This window comes from Staphylococcus sp. HMSC034C12 (assembly GCF_001835895.1).
Lineage (GTDB): Bacteria > Bacillota > Bacilli > Staphylococcales > Staphylococcaceae > Staphylococcus > Staphylococcus hominis.
In genome coordinates this window covers 1-18,273 of sequence record NZ_KV826312.1, presented here as the reverse complement: position 1 = coordinate 18,273, position 18,273 = coordinate 1, and the positions used below count along the sequence as shown (strand labels likewise).

The 18,273-nt window shown below is 31.4% G+C and carries 19 protein-coding genes; 15 read left to right on the top strand and 4 right to left on the bottom strand.

Going from position 1 to position 18,273, the window contains the following annotated elements:
* Positions 1-28: 28 nt before the first annotated feature.
* A complete protein-coding gene (locus HMPREF2629_RS03040) occupies positions 29-355 on the bottom strand; it encodes an ArsR/SmtB family transcription factor (RefSeq protein WP_002448641.1) in 327 nt (108 codons plus the stop codon).
* 155 nt (positions 356-510) lie between these two features.
* On the opposite strand from HMPREF2629_RS03040, the gene HMPREF2629_RS03035 reads away from it, so the two are divergent.
* The 5 genes from HMPREF2629_RS03035 to HMPREF2629_RS03015 all read left to right on the top strand — a co-directional run bounded on the left by HMPREF2629_RS03035 (position 511) and on the right by HMPREF2629_RS03015 (position 5,410).
* On the top strand, positions 511-1,167 hold the full coding sequence (locus HMPREF2629_RS03035; protein ID WP_002448697.1) for an SDR family oxidoreductase: 657 nt from the start codon (positions 511-513) through the stop codon (positions 1,165-1,167).
* A 341-nt stretch (positions 1,168-1,508) separates the two neighbouring features.
* A complete protein-coding gene (locus tag HMPREF2629_RS03030) occupies positions 1,509-2,441 on the top strand; it encodes a type I phosphomannose isomerase catalytic subunit (RefSeq protein WP_019835532.1) in 933 nt (310 codons plus the stop codon).
* A gap of 398 nt (positions 2,442-2,839) precedes the next feature.
* Complete coding sequence (locus HMPREF2629_RS03025; protein WP_054105563.1) at positions 2,840-4,213, top strand: EVE domain-containing protein; 1,374 nt, start codon at positions 2,840-2,842, stop codon at positions 4,211-4,213.
* 150 nt (positions 4,214-4,363) lie between these two features.
* On the top strand, positions 4,364-4,759 hold the full coding sequence (locus HMPREF2629_RS03020) for a thiol-disulfide oxidoreductase DCC family protein (protein ID WP_019835530.1): 396 nt from the start codon (positions 4,364-4,366) through the stop codon (positions 4,757-4,759).
* Positions 4,760-4,969: 210 nt separating this feature from the next.
* Positions 4,970-5,410 (top strand): Dps family protein, encoded by a 441-nt coding sequence (locus HMPREF2629_RS03015; protein ID WP_017176090.1) that lies wholly within the window; start codon positions 4,970-4,972, stop codon positions 5,408-5,410.
* An 85-nt stretch (positions 5,411-5,495) separates the two neighbouring features.
* Here HMPREF2629_RS03015 and deoD read toward each other — a convergent pair whose 3' ends face one another.
* Positions 5,496-6,206, bottom strand: coding sequence for a purine-nucleoside phosphorylase (gene deoD / locus HMPREF2629_RS03010; protein WP_017176091.1), 711 nt, complete (start codon positions 6,204-6,206; stop codon positions 5,496-5,498).
* Between the two features lie 146 nt (positions 6,207-6,352).
* On the opposite strand from deoD, the gene deoC reads away from it, so the two are divergent.
* The 4 genes from deoC (at position 6,353) to HMPREF2629_RS02990 (ending at position 9,927) form a co-directional block, all read left to right on the top strand.
* Positions 6,353-7,015 (top strand): deoxyribose-phosphate aldolase, encoded by a 663-nt coding sequence (gene deoC, locus HMPREF2629_RS03005; RefSeq protein ID WP_017176092.1) that lies wholly within the window; start codon positions 6,353-6,355, stop codon positions 7,013-7,015.
* A gap of 61 nt (positions 7,016-7,076) precedes the next feature.
* The gene (locus HMPREF2629_RS03000; RefSeq protein ID WP_017176093.1) at positions 7,077-8,378 is read left to right on the top strand and encodes a pyrimidine-nucleoside phosphorylase; all 1,302 of its coding nucleotides are present in this window, start codon (positions 7,077-7,079) and stop codon (positions 8,376-8,378) included.
* 11 nt (positions 8,379-8,389) lie between these two features.
* Positions 8,390-9,574 carry a phosphopentomutase gene (gene deoB, locus HMPREF2629_RS02995; RefSeq protein WP_054105564.1) on the top strand — a complete coding sequence of 395 codons (1,185 nt, stop codon included), beginning with the start codon at positions 8,390-8,392 and terminating at the stop codon, positions 9,572-9,574.
* A gap of 2 nt (positions 9,575-9,576) precedes the next feature.
* Positions 9,577-9,927, top strand: coding sequence for a DoxX family protein (locus HMPREF2629_RS02990; protein WP_019835528.1), 351 nt, complete (start codon positions 9,577-9,579; stop codon positions 9,925-9,927).
* A gap of 66 nt (positions 9,928-9,993) precedes the next feature.
* Here the strand turns inward: HMPREF2629_RS02990 and HMPREF2629_RS02985 are convergent, their stop codons facing one another.
* Positions 9,994-10,464, bottom strand: a complete 471-nt coding sequence (locus HMPREF2629_RS02985) for an S-ribosylhomocysteine lyase (RefSeq protein ID WP_048680310.1) — start codon at positions 10,462-10,464, stop codon at positions 9,994-9,996.
* Positions 10,465-10,723: 259 nt separating this feature from the next.
* Here HMPREF2629_RS02985 and HMPREF2629_RS02980 point away from each other — a divergent pair, with 259 nt between their 5' ends.
* The 3 genes from HMPREF2629_RS02980 to HMPREF2629_RS02970 all read left to right on the top strand — a co-directional run bounded on the left by HMPREF2629_RS02980 (position 10,724) and on the right by HMPREF2629_RS02970 (position 13,870).
* Positions 10,724-11,899: a M20 family metallopeptidase gene (locus HMPREF2629_RS02980; RefSeq protein WP_054105565.1), complete on the top strand. Its 1,176-nt coding sequence runs from the start codon at positions 10,724-10,726 to the stop codon at positions 11,897-11,899.
* A gap of 4 nt (positions 11,900-11,903) precedes the next feature.
* A complete protein-coding gene (locus tag HMPREF2629_RS02975; RefSeq protein ID WP_037541099.1) occupies positions 11,904-13,100 on the top strand; it encodes an L-aspartate--L-methionine ligase LdmS in 1,197 nt (398 codons plus the stop codon).
* A 104-nt stretch (positions 13,101-13,204) separates the two neighbouring features.
* Entirely contained in the window at positions 13,205-13,870 is a 666-nt protein-coding gene (locus tag HMPREF2629_RS02970; protein WP_017175113.1) for a DUF2750 domain-containing protein, read from the top strand.
* A 69-nt stretch (positions 13,871-13,939) separates the two neighbouring features.
* Here HMPREF2629_RS02970 and coaW read toward each other — a convergent pair whose 3' ends face one another.
* Positions 13,940-14,740 carry a type II pantothenate kinase gene (gene coaW, locus HMPREF2629_RS02965; protein WP_048787792.1) on the bottom strand — a complete coding sequence of 267 codons (801 nt, stop codon included), beginning with the start codon at positions 14,738-14,740 and terminating at the stop codon, positions 13,940-13,942.
* A 180-nt stretch (positions 14,741-14,920) separates the two neighbouring features.
* Here coaW and HMPREF2629_RS02960 point away from each other — a divergent pair, with 180 nt between their 5' ends.
* The 3 genes from HMPREF2629_RS02960 to HMPREF2629_RS02950 all read left to right on the top strand — a co-directional run bounded on the left by HMPREF2629_RS02960 (position 14,921) and on the right by HMPREF2629_RS02950 (position 18,226).
* Positions 14,921-15,781: a GNAT family N-acetyltransferase gene (locus HMPREF2629_RS02960; protein WP_017175115.1), complete on the top strand. Its 861-nt coding sequence runs from the start codon at positions 14,921-14,923 to the stop codon at positions 15,779-15,781.
* Positions 15,782-15,890: 109 nt separating this feature from the next.
* Positions 15,891-16,421 (top strand): DNA-directed RNA polymerase subunit delta, encoded by a 531-nt coding sequence (gene rpoE, locus HMPREF2629_RS02955; protein ID WP_002448639.1) that lies wholly within the window; start codon positions 15,891-15,893, stop codon positions 16,419-16,421.
* Between the two features lie 197 nt (positions 16,422-16,618).
* Positions 16,619-18,226 (top strand): CTP synthase, encoded by a 1,608-nt coding sequence (locus HMPREF2629_RS02950; RefSeq protein WP_019835603.1) that lies wholly within the window; start codon positions 16,619-16,621, stop codon positions 18,224-18,226.
* Positions 18,227-18,273 lie beyond the last annotated feature (47 nt).

The window sequence follows — 18,273 nt, the reverse complement described above, 5'->3', positions numbered from 1 at the left end:
TATGATGGTGTGTGTGATTAGACATTTATTATTCACCTCTTTGATGATGAGCATGTTGAATGGCTTGTTTTAATAAAGTAGAAACATGTTGATCGTCTATAGAATAAATCATGGATTGTCCATGACGTGACGATTTAACGAGGCCTGCTTGTTTTAAACTCTTTAATTGATGTGATACATTTGATTGAGTTAATTTTAATGTATGCGTAATATGCCCAACACTAGCTTCACCTTTATATAACAATTCTAAAATACGTAAACGGTTATAATCGCTTAACGCTTTAAATGTCTCAGTTAAACGGTTAAGCATGTATTCATCTATAAATATATCTCTATCTTTATTTGTATTGGACATCACATGAGACCTCCTCTTTAATATATGAATATATATTCATATATTAATATATAGTGTTCTTGTCTAAGTGTCAATGATGTATAGTAAACAAGTTTAAAAATGATATTAAGTGGTATTAATAAACTATGAAATGAATTGAAGGAGGAAATAAGTTTATGAGTATATTAGTTATTGGTGCTAATGGTGGCGTAGGTTCTAAATTGGTTAACCAATTAAAAGAAGATCAAGTTGATTTTACAGCCGGTGTTCGTAAAGAAGAACAAGAAAGTGCGTTAAAAGATCAAGGTGTTAATGCCATTTTAATAGATGTAGAAAAAGATAGTATTGATGATTTAACTGAGAAATTCAAAGGCTTTGATAAAGTTATTTTCTCAGTTGGTTCAGGTGGTAGCACAGGTGCTGATAAAACTATCATTGTTGATTTAGATGGTGCAGTGAAAACGATTGAAGCAAGTAAAAAAGCAAATGTTAAACATTATGTAATGGTTTCTACTTACGATTCACGTCGTGAAGCATTTGATGCAAGTGGAGATTTAAAACCTTATACAATTGCAAAACACTATGCAGATAATCATTTAAGAAATTCTGGACTAACTTATACAATCGTTCATCCAGGTGGTTTAGAAGATAAATCAGGTACTGGTGAAATTAAAGCTGACTTGTATTTTGATGAAGGAAGTACAATTCCACGCGAAGATGTGGCTTCTGTATTAAAACACGTAGCGACTTCTGAAAATAAATTTGAAAATAAAGAATTTCAAATTCTTTCAGGGCATCAATCTATTCAAGAAGCATTATCTCGTTTTGAGTAGTTAAGTTAGATAATTAATTACAAATGAAAAGTTCTGTGTTAGAGTAGGACAGTGAGTTTTAAAACTTGCTGTTCTATTCTTTTTTATTAATATATATAATTTCTATTAAATTAATAATGAAATTGATATAATAAACATATGAGTGAAAATTTTTGTTTAACGATAGAAGCGAAACAGCTTTCATATAGAATTAGTTATCTGATATATTAAAAGCTTAAATAGATAGTAATTTAAAGATAAAGTGGGTCATCAATTGTTCTAATTATACATAATCATTTAAATACGATATTTCACTTTAAAATAAAGAGAGAAGCAATAACCGTGTTTTAGGAGGTGCAATCATGCCATTATTTTTAAAGCCTATTTTCTTTGAAAAAATATGGGGCGGTAATAAGTTAAATCAATTTAATTACGACATACCAAGTGAACAAACTGGAGAATGCTGGGGTATTTCTGCACATCCGAATGGAAAAAATATGATTGAAAATGGTCAGTATGCTGGTCAAACATTAGATCAAGTATGGAATGAGCATAGAGAATTATTTGGAGACTTTCCAAGTAAAGATTTCCCTTTATTATGTAAAATAGTGGATGCAAGACATCCTCTATCTATTCACGTTCATCCTGACGACTCGTATGCATATGAATTTGAAAATGGTCAATATGGTAAGTCTGAATGTTGGTATATTATTGATGCAGAAGAAGACGCTGAAATTATACTCGGTACTTCTGCTGATTCAAAAGAAACATTTGAGAATAAGATAAAAGAAGACGCGGTGTTGGATGCAGTAGAAAGAATCAAAGTTAAACCAGGTGAGTTTTATTTTATACCAGCTGGAATGCTTCATTCTATAGGTTCTGGCGTTTTAGTATATGAAACAATGCAATCATCTGATATTTCATATAGAGTATATGATTATGAACGTAATCGAACTGATGGATCATCATTAGAAGTTAGCAAAGCATTAGACGTGATTCAATTTACTGCAAATGCACCTACTATAGTACCTGAAACTACAATTGTAGAAAATCATAAACGTAGCCAAATTGTATCTAATGACTTTTTTACAATGGTTAAATGGGAAATAAGTGGAACGCTTAATTATATGAAGCCTCGTGAATTTTGTCTTATTTCTGTATTAGAAGGTCGTGGACAAGTGATTACAGATGGTGAAATCTTTAAGCTAGAAAAGGGATCTAATTTTATTTTAACTTCTGAAGATTTAGATAGCGTATTTGAAGGAGAGTTCACTCTAATTATAAGTTATATTTAGTTAATCAATTTAATTTATAAGCAGACGTGTTGGAATAATTTCTATATCTAGCATGATTTTCTTGTGTGATAGCTGAATCTAGAAGTTTTTTATCTTCCGCTTCCTGTTAATCGGAAATCTAATAATGTTTAAATAATGAGATAGTATATTTTAATAGTGAAATGGAATTTTGTGAGGATTCATATGATTCTATTTCACTTTTTTGAATTTAAAAAGTGATTTAATAATACGTCAACTCTATTAAAAAAATATGATAAAATAAAAAAAACGAAATCTTATAGACGATTCATATATTTAAATTTAAGCGATCTAAAAATGACTAATAGGTGCTAAAATTAATATTAATATATACATGAATAAAGATGCTAAATTTAAAATAAGTAAGAAGGAGATTCTAGATGGCAGAAGAAGTAAATTACTTTTGGTTAAATTGTGGATATACAAGATGGAACCATAATGAACCATTAGTTGGACAAACAACTTTATTTGAGTCTGGAGCACAGTTCAATCCTACTCAGGGTTTTCGAGCGTTCAAAAAAGCTAAAATTGGCGATCAAGTGATTTTTTATCAAGTACAAACAGATACTGGATTATTAGGAATTGGGGAAATTATTAGTGTTCAAACAGGAGCACAAAATAAAATTAGAGTTGAATTTAAATTTAATGAAGAGTTAAAGCCTTTAACTACTGACTATTTAAAACGTAGTGAAGTGCTAGATTATCGAATGAATAATATGCGAGAAACGTTAATAAATCAACTCACAAAAGAGGAGTTTCAATTAATCGTTGAGTTAGGAAAAGGTAACATTCAATTACCTCGATATTTCTTTTTATCTGAAACTGAAAAATTTGAACCTGATACCCATTATACGATTTTTACACATACTTATAATGGAATTAAACGGAATGGTTATCATTTTTATAACCAATTAGAAGTAGGGGATAATTTAATATTTTATGATAAGAATAGTAATCAATCGGTCGTAGGAATTGGTGAAGTATCTCGTCATATTCATGAAAAACCTCCAATTCCTGGTCGTACTAATAGTACTGCAATTGAGATTTATTATGAAAAGAATATCACTCCTGTTACATTAGGAGCACTAAATAAACATCCTAAATTAAAGAACTTATACTTTTTACAAGAAAATGCTAAGCAAGCAATAGCAAGTATGAGTCAAGCACAATACGATGCTATTATAGACATGAGTGAAAATGATGGGATTAGAACACCATTTGAGACTATTAAAAAACCAGGATTCAATACGGATCATGATGAGACCATTAAACCTTTTATTTTACTCGTTGTAGATAAACGTGAAGAAGGTTTGAAAGCAGCCAATAATCTTTTACAAAAAACGAATGCTAATCCAGTTATTACTAGTGGTCACCCTGACTTTAGTGAAGATATGTTATATGGCAAATATCTACCTAATGAGACAGGTGCCTTATATTATAGAGAAGGTTTTATTACACAACTTATGTCTAAAAATGACAAAAGTTACTTAGTGATTGATAACTTTAATAGACTTGATCCAGATATATTTCAAACTTATATTAATGTTTTAGAAGGGTACGAAGTTACATTACCTAGATATAATAAAGACGGTAACATGATTACTTGGTCTCGTGAAAAAAATTCTTTTTATCATTTTAATCCTAATTGGCATATTATTGGCGTAACATACGAAAAGTTAGAAGATATCAAAAATAAATATTCACAACAATTTTTAAAATATACACGTATTGTAAAAGTGAACCATGATGCATAATGTCAAACAAGTTAGATAAAAACAGCATAATCTATAATTAGTTAAAGTGGATATAGAATTTGAAATAAATTCTATATCCACTTTTTCTGTGTTTAATGAGTCCTTGTAAAAGGAATATATTAAATAGGTTAAAAAGGAAGGTGACGGAACATGCCAATCGTTTATTACGATGGAAATTGTGTGTATTGTTATAATTATTGTATTTGGCTAATACAACATGGTTTACCTAAAAATTATGAGTTTGCGACTTTAAAAGGAGAAGCGGGACAACATTTATTTAAACAACATCCCGAAGCTAAAAATAAAAATAGTGTGATACTACAAGAAGGAGATCGTTTATATTACGAGACTACTGCAGTAGCAAAATTAATCACAACATTAAGTAGTAAAAAATGGTTAGGTATACTACTTAGAGTAATGCCATTACCAATAAGAAATTTAGGTTATCGACTGTTTGCTAATAATAGAGATAAAATGTGGAAAACACATTGGCATAAACCAAACGCATATGAAAAATCATTCTTTATTGATGATGATAGACAATAAATGAGAAAACTATTTTTTAATTGATAATATCTATATATTTTGATTATATATTATAAAGCTTTTGATAATGATTCTATATATTTATTCATAAGTATTAATGTTTTTTAATTGCGTGTGTAAAATGACTTTACAGATTATAATTATTATAATATAATTATGATTGTAAAAGAGAGACTTGACTGTATAAAAGTACAAAAAAGGAGAGATTCGATGACTCAACAAGATGTAGTAAAAGAATTAAATCAACAAGTAGCAAACTGGACAGTAGCATATACAAAATTACACAACTTCCATTGGTATGTTAAAGGTCCTAATTTCTTCTCATTACATGAAAAATTTGAAGAATTATACAATGAAGCTAGTCAATATGTAGACGATTTAGCAGAACGTATTTTAGCAATTGGAGGTAACCCAGTAGCAACATTAAAAGAAAGTTTAGAACTTTCAATTGTAAAAGAAGCAGAAACACATTACACTGCTGAAGAAATGGTTAAAGCTTTCTCTGAAGATTTAACTCAAATTTCTAAACAACTTGGAAAAGCAATTGAAGTTGCAGGAGAAGCAGGAGACGATGTTTCAGAAGATATGTTTATTGGCATGCAAACATCAGTAGATAAACATAATTGGATGTTTAAATCTTATTTAGTTTAAATATTCTATTTTAAAAAGAGCCATTGTGGACGATAAAACGTCTACAATGGCTCTTTTAACTTTTAATATTAACATTGATAAGTGATTATTCAGCGATTTCTAAAGCAATTTCCATCATTTGAGTAAATGATGTTTGACGTTCTTCAGCTGATGTAGCTTCATCTCTTAAGATATGATCACTTACAGTAAAAATACCTAATGCTTTTTTACCAGCATGAATTGCATTTAAATATAAGCCAGCTGATTCCATTTCAATACCTAAGATACCCATGTTCTTCCAACTATCGTTAAAATGTTTATCGGCATTATAAAACGTATCTGATGATAAAATATTTCCAACATGTGTAACTGCTCCGATATCATCAGCAACTTGTTTAGCTTTAGTAATTAACTCAAAATCTGCAATTGGAGCAAAGTGACCAGGAATATTAAATTGATCTACATAATTTGAATTAGTTGAAGCAGCTTGAGCAATAATGACATCATATAAATTCACATTCTCTTGTAATGCACCACATGAACCAATTCGAATAATTGTATCAACATCAAAGAAATTATAAAGCTCATACGAATAAATTCCAATACTTGGAATACCCATACCTGAACCCATTACTGAGATTTCTTTACCTTTATATGTGCCAGTGTATCCAAACATATTACGTACTTCATTAAATTGCTCAACATTTTCTAAAAAGTTATCAGCAATATATTTTGCACGTAATGGATCCCCAGGCATTAATACTGTTTTAGCAATTTTAGTTCCATTAGGTTGAATATGAGGTGTACCGTTTGTCATGAATATCTTCTCCTTAACATTTTTATTCAAAATAAAGATAACATTTGTTTAAAATTTTTGCGAATTTTTGTACTATATAAATGAGAGAAACATATAAATTATGTTAATACAGTTGGCTTTCGAGCAATACATTGGAGGAAATTTTTATGGAATATTCAAAATATATTGATCATACACTTTTAAAACCGGAATCAACACGTCAACAGATTGATAAAATTATTTCTGAAGCTAAGGCGTATCATTTTAAATCGATTTGCGTTAATCCAACCCACGTTAAGTATGCTTCTGAACAGCTTGTGAATTCTGATGTGCTTGTATGTACAGTGATTGGGTTCCCACTTGGAGCTACAACAACCGCTACAAAGATTTTTGAAACAGAAGATGCGATTAAAAATGGCGCGTCAGAAATTGATATGGTTATCAATATAGGCGCACTTAAAGATGGAAGATATGAAGACGTTCAAAAAGATATCGAAGGCGTAGTTGGCGCAGCTAATGGAAAAATAGTGAAAGTTATTATTGAAACTGTTCTTTTAACAGACGATGAAAAAGTGAAAGCAAGTGAACTAGCAAAAGCTGCTGGTGCAGATTTCGTTAAAACATCAACTGGCTTTGCTGGGGGAGGCGCTACACCAGAAGATGTGAAATTAATGAAAGACACTGTGGGAGACGAATTAGAGGTTAAAGCTTCAGGTGGCGTACGTAATTTAGAAGATTTCAATAAAATGATTGACGCAGGCGCTACACGTATAGGTGCGAGTGCTGGTGTCCAAATTATTCAAGGTTTAGAGTCAGATTCTGATTATTAATCATGCAGTTGATGTAACAGCATACAGATACAACAGCTTATTTTGAGAGGAGTTCAGAATGATGAGAATGATAGATATTATTGAAAAGAAACGCGATGGAAAATCATTATCTAAAGAGGAAATTGAATTCTTTATCAAAGGCTACACGGAAGGAGATATCCCAGATTATCAAGCCTCAAGTTTAGCTATGGCGATTTTCTTCCAAGATATGAATGAAGAAGAACGTGCAGCTTTAACTATGGCAATGGTTAATTCAGGTGATGTTATTGATTTATCAAAAGTCAATGGTATTAAAGTAGATAAACACTCAACTGGTGGCGTTGGAGATACGACGACATTAGTGTTGGCACCATTAGTAGCTGCAGTGGGAGTGCCAGTTGCCAAAATGAGTGGCCGTGGTTTAGGACATACGGGTGGTACGATTGATAAATTAGAATCTATTGATGGGTTTCATGTTGAAATCTCTGAAGCGGACTTCATTAAACTTGTTAATGAAGATCAAGTTGCAGTGATTGGACAAACAGGCAATTTAACACCTGCAGATAAGAAACTATACGCATTAAGAGATGTTACAGGAACAGTTAACTCTATTCCTCTAATCGCATCATCTATCATGAGTAAGAAAATTGCCGCGGGTGCTGATGCAATCGTCCTAGATGTTAAAACTGGAAATGGTGCATTCATGAAAACATTAGAAGATGCCGAGGCTTTAGCACATGCTATGGTTAGCATAGGAAATAATGTTGGTAGAAATACAATGGCTATTATTTCAGATATGAGCCAACCACTTGGTCGTGCGATTGGGAATGCTTTAGAATTAAAAGAAGCGATTGATACATTAAATGGTCAAGGACCTGAAGATTTAACTGAATTAGTATTAACGCTTGGTTCACAAATGGTCGTACTTGCTGAAAGAGCAAGTACACTTGAAGAGGCGCGTCAATTGCTCAATGAAGCCATTGAAAATGGCTCAGCATTAGATAAATTCAAAACATTTTTAGAAAATCAAGGTGGCGATGCTTCAGTTGTCGATTCACCGGAGTTATTACCGACTGCCGAATATCAAATTGATTATAAAGCAAAATCAAGTGGTGTAGTTTCAGAGCTTATTGCTAATGAAATTGGCGTTGCTTCAATGATGTTAGGTGCGGGAAGACAAACGAAAGAAGATGACATAGATTTAAGTGTTGGCATTGTGTTGAATAAGAAAGTAGGAGACAACGTCAATGAAGGAGAGTCTTTATTAACGATTCACAGTAATCGTGAAAATGTTGATGATGTAATTAAGAAACTTGACGAAAGTATCGAAATTAAAGCGCAAGCAAAAACACCAACATTAATTCATAAAATAATTACAGAGTAGGAGTGTTAAATATGACGACACCATTTAAAAGAGTACATTTAATTGTCATGGATTCAGTAGGTATTGGTGAAGCACCTGATGCTGCAGCTTTTAATGATGAAGGTTCACACACATTAAAACACACGTTAGAAGGTTTTAACCAATCATTACCTAATTTAGAAAAATTAGGATTAGGTAATATTGAAGATTTGCCAGTAGTCAATAAAGTTGAACAACCAGGTGCTTTTTATACTAAATTAAGTGAAGCTTCTGTTGGAAAAGATACGATGACAGGACATTGGGAAATTATGGGACTAAATATCATGCAACCATTTAAAGTTTATCCAAATGGATTTCCTGACGAATTAATTCAAGAGATTGAAGAAATGACAGGTCGAAAAGTTGTAGCAAATAAACCTGCTTCAGGTACTGCAATTATTGATGAATTAGGCGAACATCAAATGAAAACAGGGGATTTAATTGTTTATACTAGTGCAGACCCAGTACTTCAAATTGCTGCACATGAAGATATTATCCCACTTGAAGAATTGTATGATATTTGCGAAAAGGTTCGTGAATTAACTAAGGATCCTAAGTACTTAATTGGCCGTGTTATTGCACGTCCATATGTTGGTGAACCAGGAAACTTTACTCGTACATCTAATCGTCATGATTATGCTTTAAAACCATTTGGTAAAACTGTTATGAATACATTAAAAGATAGTGATTATGATGTTATTGCTATTGGTAAAATCAATGACATCTATGATGGCGAAGGTGTAACTGAAGCCATTCGTACAAAAAATAATATGGATGGAATGGATAAGTTAATAGAAGTTGTCAAAAAAGACTTCAATGGATTAAGTTTCTTAAATCTTGTTGATTTTGATGCTTTATATGGTCATCGTCGTGATAAAGAAGGTTATGCACAAGCCATTAAAGATTTTGACGAACGCTTACCAGAATTAATTGATAATTTACAAGAAGATGATTTAGTGATTATTACTGCTGATCATGGTAATGATCCAATTGCAGAGGGAACAGATCATACTAGAGAATATATTCCAGTGCTTATGTTTAGCCCTAAAATAGATGCATACTATGAATTATCAGGAGATACAACATTTAGTTCTATTGGTGCAACAATTGCAGATAATTTCAATGTTGAATTGCCAAAATACGGAAAAAGTTATTTAAAAGAAATGGGAGTTGAATAATTATGAAAATAATGAGATATTTGTTAGGTTTAGCATTTGGAACAGCAGGAATACTACATTTTACAAAGGAACGTCAATTTAGATCGATTGTACCGGAGTATTTACCATTACGAAAAACAGCAGTTTTAGTGACAGGCGTATTTGAAATGTTCTTTGGAGTTATGTTATTAGCTAAAAAACCTGCGGATTGGTTGAAAAAAGGTATTAATGCATTTTTACTTGCGGTTTTTCCAGGAAACATTTACATGGCAAGAAAGCAATTACCATTAGGAAATAAATCTGTTCCTAAGTGGGCATTATACTTAAGATTACCACTTCAATTCATTTTAATAGCTATCGTAAAAAAATTATAATAAAACTTAAATAAATAATACCCTACCTAAATGCTTTAGGTAGGGTATTATTTATTTAATTATTAATTATTTGCCTTCACCAAAAACGTCGTCCCATTGATTACGCTTATCTAAGAATTCTTTTGCGAGTGCTTTAGCACCTTCAAGAGAATGACTAGCAGCCCAACCGCATTGAACTTCATTGCAAGCAGGAACTTCTGTAGCTTCTAACACATCATTTAAAGTTTTTTCAATAATATTTAATACATCTTCATAATCATCGTGATCAATAAATGAAACATAAAAACCAGTTTGACAACCCATAGGACTTAAATCTACAACTTTATCAGAATGATTTCTAATATTTTCAGCCATTAAATGTTCTAATGAATGTAGCGCTGGCATATCCATATGCGCTTTATTTGGTTGTTTAAAACGTAAATCATATTTTTTGATAACGTCTCCATTAATCCCTTCCATTGTGCCTGCTAAGCGAATATATGGTGCAACTACTTTTGTATGGTCAAGATTAAAACTTTCAACGTTCATTTTAGTCATATTTATTTCCTCCTATAAATACATTGCTTGAATAATATGATTGTAACAAGAGTGCCAATCATTTACAATTTTCTTAATTAAGTGATTTGAATACTTATTGTAAGAAAATTTTGTAAATTCAAATGAATGTGATGACAATCTATAGTAAATCCGATAAAATAAGTAATAATTAAATTTAAAGATACATCAAGAATTTGATTGACTTGATGTCTAAATAAATATAGATATTAATATTCGTGTATAAAAGGAGTATAAATTGATGAGTAGTAAACAAGAGATATTAGACTATATAGAGAATAAAAAGTACGATTATGTCGAAATAAGCCATCGTATACACGAGCGTCCTGAGTTAGGCAATGAAGAGATATTTGCATCAAGAACATTGATTGATCAATTAAGAGCAAATGATTTTGAGATAGAAACAGATATTGCCGGACATGCTACTGGTTTTATTGCAACTTACCAGTCTGAAAAAGAAGGACCAACTATAGGATATTTAGCTGAATATGATGCTTTACCTGGTTTAGGTCATGCATGTGGCCACAATATCATTGGGACAGCAAGTGTATTAGCAGGAATAGCACTTAAACAAGTCATCGATCATGTTGGTGGAAAAGTAGTTGTATTAGGATGTCCTGCCGAAGAAGGTGGAGAAAATGGAAGTGCAAAAGCTTCATATGTAAAAGCCGGTGTGATTGATGATATTGACATTGCACTTATGATTCATCCTGGAAATGAAACATATCCAACGATAAATACATTAGCCGTTGATGTGCTTGATATTAAATTTTATGGTAAAAGCGCCCACGCTTCAGAAAATGCGGATGAGGCTTTAAATGCATTAGATGCGATGATTTCTTATTTCAATGGTGTAGCTCAATTACGTCAACAGATTAAGAAAAGTCATCGTGTACACGGTGTGATTTTAGATGGAGGTAAAGCTGCTAATATTATACCTGATTATACGCATGCAAGATTTTATACACGTGCCACTACTAGAAAAGAACTTGATATTTTAACAGAACGTGTTAATCAAATTGCAAGGGGTGCAGCCATCCAAACGGGTTGTGACTATGAATTTGGTCCTATTCAAAATGGTGTAAATGAATTTATAAAAACACCTAAACTAGACGAATTATTTGAAAAATACGCCATAGAAGTTGGCGAAGAAGTTAGTTATGATGATTTTGGTTTTGGTTCGACAGATACAGGAAATGTTAGTCATATAGTTCCTACGATTCATCCACATGTTAAAATTGGCTCAAGAAATTTAGTAGGTCATACACACCGTTTTAGAGAAGCAGCTGCAAGTGTTCATGGTGATCAAGCTTTGATTCGTGGCGCAAAAATTATTGCTCTTATGGGACTAGAATTAATTGAAAATAAAAAACTATTTGATGAGGTTGTAGAGCAACATTCTCAAATAAAGGGGTAAATAAATGAAAAATGAATATAGTGTTCCAAAGTTAACGTTAAGTGATTTGTATAATGAAAATATTGTATATAATTCAAGGCCTTCTTATGCATTGAATCCTTGGCTCACAACAGAAGAGCATCAGTCTAATTTTTTGACTGGTCGTGAAATGATTATCGCTAAGGATATGCCGATTGTTGTACACGAAGCGAGTATTACAGATAAGTTACAACAACTATTTGATTTTATTGGTAAAAAAATACCAAAGCATCTTTATACATTTAGAGATCGTGAAACGTATGAACGCTTGTTACAAGAGATTATCAATAAAGAAGGGAAAAAAATATATTTTCAATATATCGAAAACAATGACATAGTAGATGACGAAGCGTATGCCATTGATAAAGACGTTTTTGTAGCTTTAAATAATAAATCACGTATTCCTGAATGGACAAATCATAAATATTTACCAGACCGTGAAATTGTGTCAATTAGAGATTTCAAAGGTCGTATCAAAGATTGGGATTATCCTTTTGTAATTAAGCCAGGAGATGAATTACCAACTGCAGGTGGTTATGGCGTAATGATTTGCTATAACGATGAAGACTTAGAAAAAGCAACTCAACGAATATTTGAAGCGGCCCATGCTACCGATAATTTAATCATTGAACAAAAAATAGAAGCAGTTAAAAATTATTGTGTCCAATTTGCATATTCTAAAGAAATAGGTATCACCTATCTAGGTACTGCCCATCAAATTACTGATAAATATGGTCTATACGCAGGAAATGAAAATGTGCATGATGTTCCAGAAAAAGTGATTCAAGCTGGTCGTGAAATTATGCAAAATGGAGTGAACTTAGGCTTTATTGGTGTGGCAGGATTTGATTTATTATTAGATGAAAATGATAATGTATTTGCTATAGATTTGAATTTTAGACAAAATGGTTCGACAAGCATGCTACTATTACAAGATGAATTAAATCCTAACTATCAAAAATTTTATAGTTATTTTTCAAGAGGAGATAATACTCGTTTCTTCAATGTTATTTTAAAATATGTTAAACAAGGCGTGCTTTATCCTCTTTCGTATTATGACGGTGATTGGTTTGGTAAAGATGAAGTGAATTCTCGCTTTGGATGTATATGGAATGCTGATTCTAAAGAAGAAGTTGAACAATTAGAACAAGCATTTATTAGTGAACTTGATGATACTAATTAAGTTAGAGTATAGGTTAAATTAATTATAAAAAAGAATATGGATGTTTGACGTTAATTTTAATATAATTTAACATTTAATTAGTATATTAAGAGAGAGGGTTTGTAATGGAATATAAGCATAATGACTATTTCAAAGAGATATTAATTAATGAAGTCATTATTTTGGCTAGTAAAAATAAAAAATTAATTCGTATTCATCATGAAGATGGTGATTACACAGGAATGTGGACGAATGAAGACATCGCAAAAGAGTATTTAAATCACTCAGACATTCAATTTGATCGACTATTAAATATTGATATTGATACGTTCGTTACGTATGATATGGATGAATTGTTTGATGAAAGTGATAAAATTTTAATCAATACTTCAAGTAAAGAAGAGGGACATATTGTCAAAGTTGTAGACATGATGAATGAACTCATGTCTGAATTAGACAAAATTCGTCTTAAAGAATTTGCAAAAGATATTTCAAAAGAAAATCATGTTTTTGGCTTAACACGTAAAGGGGAAAAAAGATTTATTCTTATTAGTGATAAAGAAAATCAAAAACCTAATATTATGCCTGTATGGAGTATTAAAAATCGGGCACGAAAAGTTCGTGATAAAGATTTTGAAGAATGTGATTTAATCGAAATTGAAGGTAGTGTATTTAGTGAATGGCTTGATAAATTAAGAGATAATGATCAAGCTGTCGCAGTAGACTTAAAACCTGGAGTCGTAGGTACAATTGTTTCTCCACAAAAAGTATCTAATGAATTATCATTTTAAATCAAATCCCAATAGGTTTCTTTTTTAAGAAATCTATTGGGATTTTTATGTTAATGTTTTTAGTTTGAATTAGCTTAAATGAAGGACACCGATTGCACCTGAAAATGCACCATTTTCAATATAAAAAGGATGACATCCTCGTAAAATAGTATAATCCTCAATAACTTTTCGTAGTAAGGGATTATTATTAAAAGAAGACCCAATATAAACAACATTTTTAGTTTGATATTCACGAGCTACTGTAATCGCCATCGTTGTAATCACTTCGCCAACGACACCCACGACAGATGCTAATTTATCTGAGTTAGTAAAACGTTCATTCATATTATTTAGTACATTGCCAAAGTTTGCAGCAGTGAGTTCACCAGGAATAGGTGGTTCAGAATCTTTATATATATGTTTAACTTTTAAATCGATAATATCTCTATTTCCAGATTGAGCGAGATTTGTAAGTGTTTCATAATCAGATATTTCAGTCAATAAATAACCTAAACCTCGAATCATTCCGCCACCCGTACCAATTCCGCCTACACGTTCTTGATGGTGACCGTTATAATAATGTAAAGACGTACCAGTACCTATATTTGCAAATATGTATTGATTAATATGATGGCCTTGCTCCTTAAGTAAAATACCTAATCCCTTTGAAGCAGCATCAAATTCAACAAATATTTGGGATGATTGTTTGATGTTTTCAGCAATAACGCCTGCGTTACCACCTGTTAAATTGATTTTTTCGAATTCATTTTGGTTTAACCATTGAATGACTTTATTTATATCTGTTGTTAATTCAGTTGACAATGTACGGTGTGTATCATCTTCCATTGCTATTTTAATTAATGTACCGCCGGCATCGATACCTACTCTCATTTTTTTCACCTCTAAAATTAATATATGACATGTTAATACTATAATAATTTTGACGAATTGCAATTATTTTACAATATTATAAAATAAATAGTAAATATTAGAGTAAATAGATTATTTTATAAGATTTAAAGGTTATATATGATATTATTAAAACAACTTTGAGATATAGGGGTTAATTTTATGAGTATAGTAAAGCAATTTGAAAATATTACAATTCAGGAATTTGAAGAACAATATCGCGATGATGTCTTAAACTTTGAATTAAGCGAACGACAACAAATTTATTCATCATTACCTAAATCTGTATTAGAAGATGCTTTAAAAGATGAAAATCGAGTAGCTAATATTGCCATTAATGAAAATGGAGATGTAGTAGGATTCTTCATACTTCATCAGTATTATCAACATGAAGGATATGATACACCTGAGCATGTCGTTTATGTTCGATCATTGTCTATTAATGAAAAATTTCAAGGACAAGGCTATGGTACAACTATGATGATGTATTTACCTCAATATGTTCAACTATTATTTCCAGATTTCAATCATTTATATTTAGTTGTTGATACTGAAAATGAAGGGGCATGGAATGTATATGAACGTGCTGGATTCATGCATACTGCTACTAAAGAAGAAGGACCCATCGGTAAAGAACGTTTATACTATTTAGATTTGGATTCTAAACATGTATCGTCATTGAAATTAGTTGAGAATAAAAATTCAAATATTGCAATGTATCAAATTATTGATTTATTAAAAGATGATCAAAAAGTTGGATTTATTGCACTCGAACATCTAAATACTCATCTAAATATCGCTGCAATAGAAGTCTATAAAGATCAAAGAAAAGAGGGGATTGCTGGGAGTGCTTTAAGACAACTTCCTACATATGTACGTAAACATTTTAAAGAAATAAGAAGTATAGGTATTACATTATTTGGAGAAAATAATGAACTTAAGCCATTATGTATTAGTAGCGGCTTTGTTGAGACAGATCAATCAGATGACTTAGTTATTTTCAAAAAATATATTAATTACTAATTGAATAGCAATTGCGAAATCATAAAATGTCATTTATAATTTATCTTTGTTACTATTAATAAAAGCAATATAAAGATAATAAAATCCTTTGAAAGGAAGTTTAGTTATAATGAAAATTCAAGATTATACTAAAGAAATGGTTGATGAAAAATCATTTATCGATATGGCTTATACTTTATTACACGATAAAGGGTCAACAATGAATCTCTACGATATTATTGATGAATTTAAAAGCCTTGGTAATTATGAATATGATGAAATTGAAAACCGTATTGTACAATTTTATACTGATTTAAATACAGATGGACGTTTCTTAAACGTTGGTGAAAATCAATGGGGATTACGTGATTGGTATTCAGTAGATGATATTGAAGAAAAAATTGCACCAACAATTCAAAAATTTGATATTCTTGATGACGATGATGAAGAAGATGAAAATCTTAAGTTACTTGGCGACGATGAAATGGATGATGACGATGATATTCCAGCTCAAACGGATGATCAAGAAACATTAGATGATTCTGATGATAATGAAGAAGATATTGACGGTTCAGATATCGTTATTGAAGAAGATGATGATGACGACATCGCTGAAGGTGAAGAAGAAGCATTTGAAGATGCAGAAGATTTTAATGACTAAATATTAGTTTTAATTGACTTTTGAATGAAAAATGTTAAAATTTTATTCGGGCTCCTTTAATTAGGACACGTGTATAAATGTTATACGCTCCCCTTACAAATATGTGAGAGGGAGCGATTTTTTTATTTTTAGGAAATGTTTAAATTTTGTAGAGATAGAGTAAGGAAGCAACCCTTAATAAATTAGGAGGTCAGACAATGACAAAATTTATCTTTGTAACCGGCGGAGTAGTTTCATCTTTAGGTAAAGGTATCACAGCCGCTTCTCTAGGAAGATTGTTAAAAGACAGAGGACTTAAAGTAACAATTCAAAAATTTGATCCATATTTAAATGTTGATCCTGGTACAATGAGTCCTTATCAACATGGAGAGGTATTTGTTACAGATGATGGCGCTGAAACTGACTTGGACTTAGGACATTATGAACGTTTTATAGATATCAATTTAAATAAATATTCGAATGTCACTGCGGGAAAAGTATATTCACATGTGCTAAAAAAAGAACGTCGTGGAGATTATTTAGGTGGAACAGTTCAAGTGATTCCACACATTACAAATGAAATTAAAGAACGCTTATTATTAGCTGGAGAAAGTACAAATGCGGATGTGGTCATTACCGAAATAGGCGGTACAACAGGGGATATTGAATCTCTTCCATTTATTGAAGCTATTCGCCAAATTAGAAGTGACCTTGGCCGTGAGAATGTTATGTATGTTCATTGTACATTACTTCCATACATTAAAGCAGCTGGAGAAATGAAAACTAAACCAACACAACATAGTGTAAAAGAATTACGTGGTTTAGGTATTCAACCTGATTTAATTGTTGTTCGAACAGAATATGAAATGACTCAAGATTTAAAAGATAAAATTGCTTTATTCTGTGATATAGATAAAGAAAGTGTTATTGAATGTAGAGATGCATCGTCATTATATGAAATCCCATTACAATTAAGTGCTCAAAATATGGACGATATTGTAATTAAACGCTTAGATTTAGATGCTAAATACGATACACAATTAGATGAATGGCAATATTTATTAGATACCGTTAATTCATTAGATGGAACGATTACTATTGGCTTAGTTGGTAAATATGTAAGTTTACAAGATGCATACTTGTCAGTGGTGGAATCACTAAAACATGCAGGTTATCCATTGAAAAAAGATGTTGTAGTAAAATGGATTGATTCAAGTGAAGTGACAGACGAAAATGTAGAGAGTTATTTAAGTGATGTTGATGGAATTTTAGTTCCTGGTGGCTTTGGTTTTAGAGCAAGTGAAGGTAAAATTTCAGCTATCAAATATGCAAGGGAAAATAATATACCTTATTTTGGTATTTGCTTAGGAATGCAATTAGCAACTGTCGAATTTGCAAGAAATGTTGTAGGACTTAAAGATGCTCATTCAGCAGAACTTGATCCAAATACACCATATCCAATTATTGATTTGTTACCTGAACAAAAAGATATCGAAGATTTAGGTGGCACATTACGTTTAGGTCTTTATCCATGTACTATTAAAGATCATACTTTGGCACATGACATTTATAATGAAACAAATATTGAAGAGCGTCATCGTCATCGTTATGAATTTAATAATGCTTATAGAGAACAATTAGAAGATAAAGGAATGGTCTTTTCTGGTACTAGTCCAGATGGTCGTTTAGTGGAAATGGTAGAAATTCCAGAAAATGATTTCTTCATTGCTTGTCAATTCCATCCGGAATTCTTATCTAGACCTAATAGACCACAGCCAATTTTCAAAGCTTTTGTAGAAGCTGCTTATAAACACCAACAAAATTAAAATATCAAAATAGAAGAGGCTGGGACATAAAGTATCTGGATAAGTGA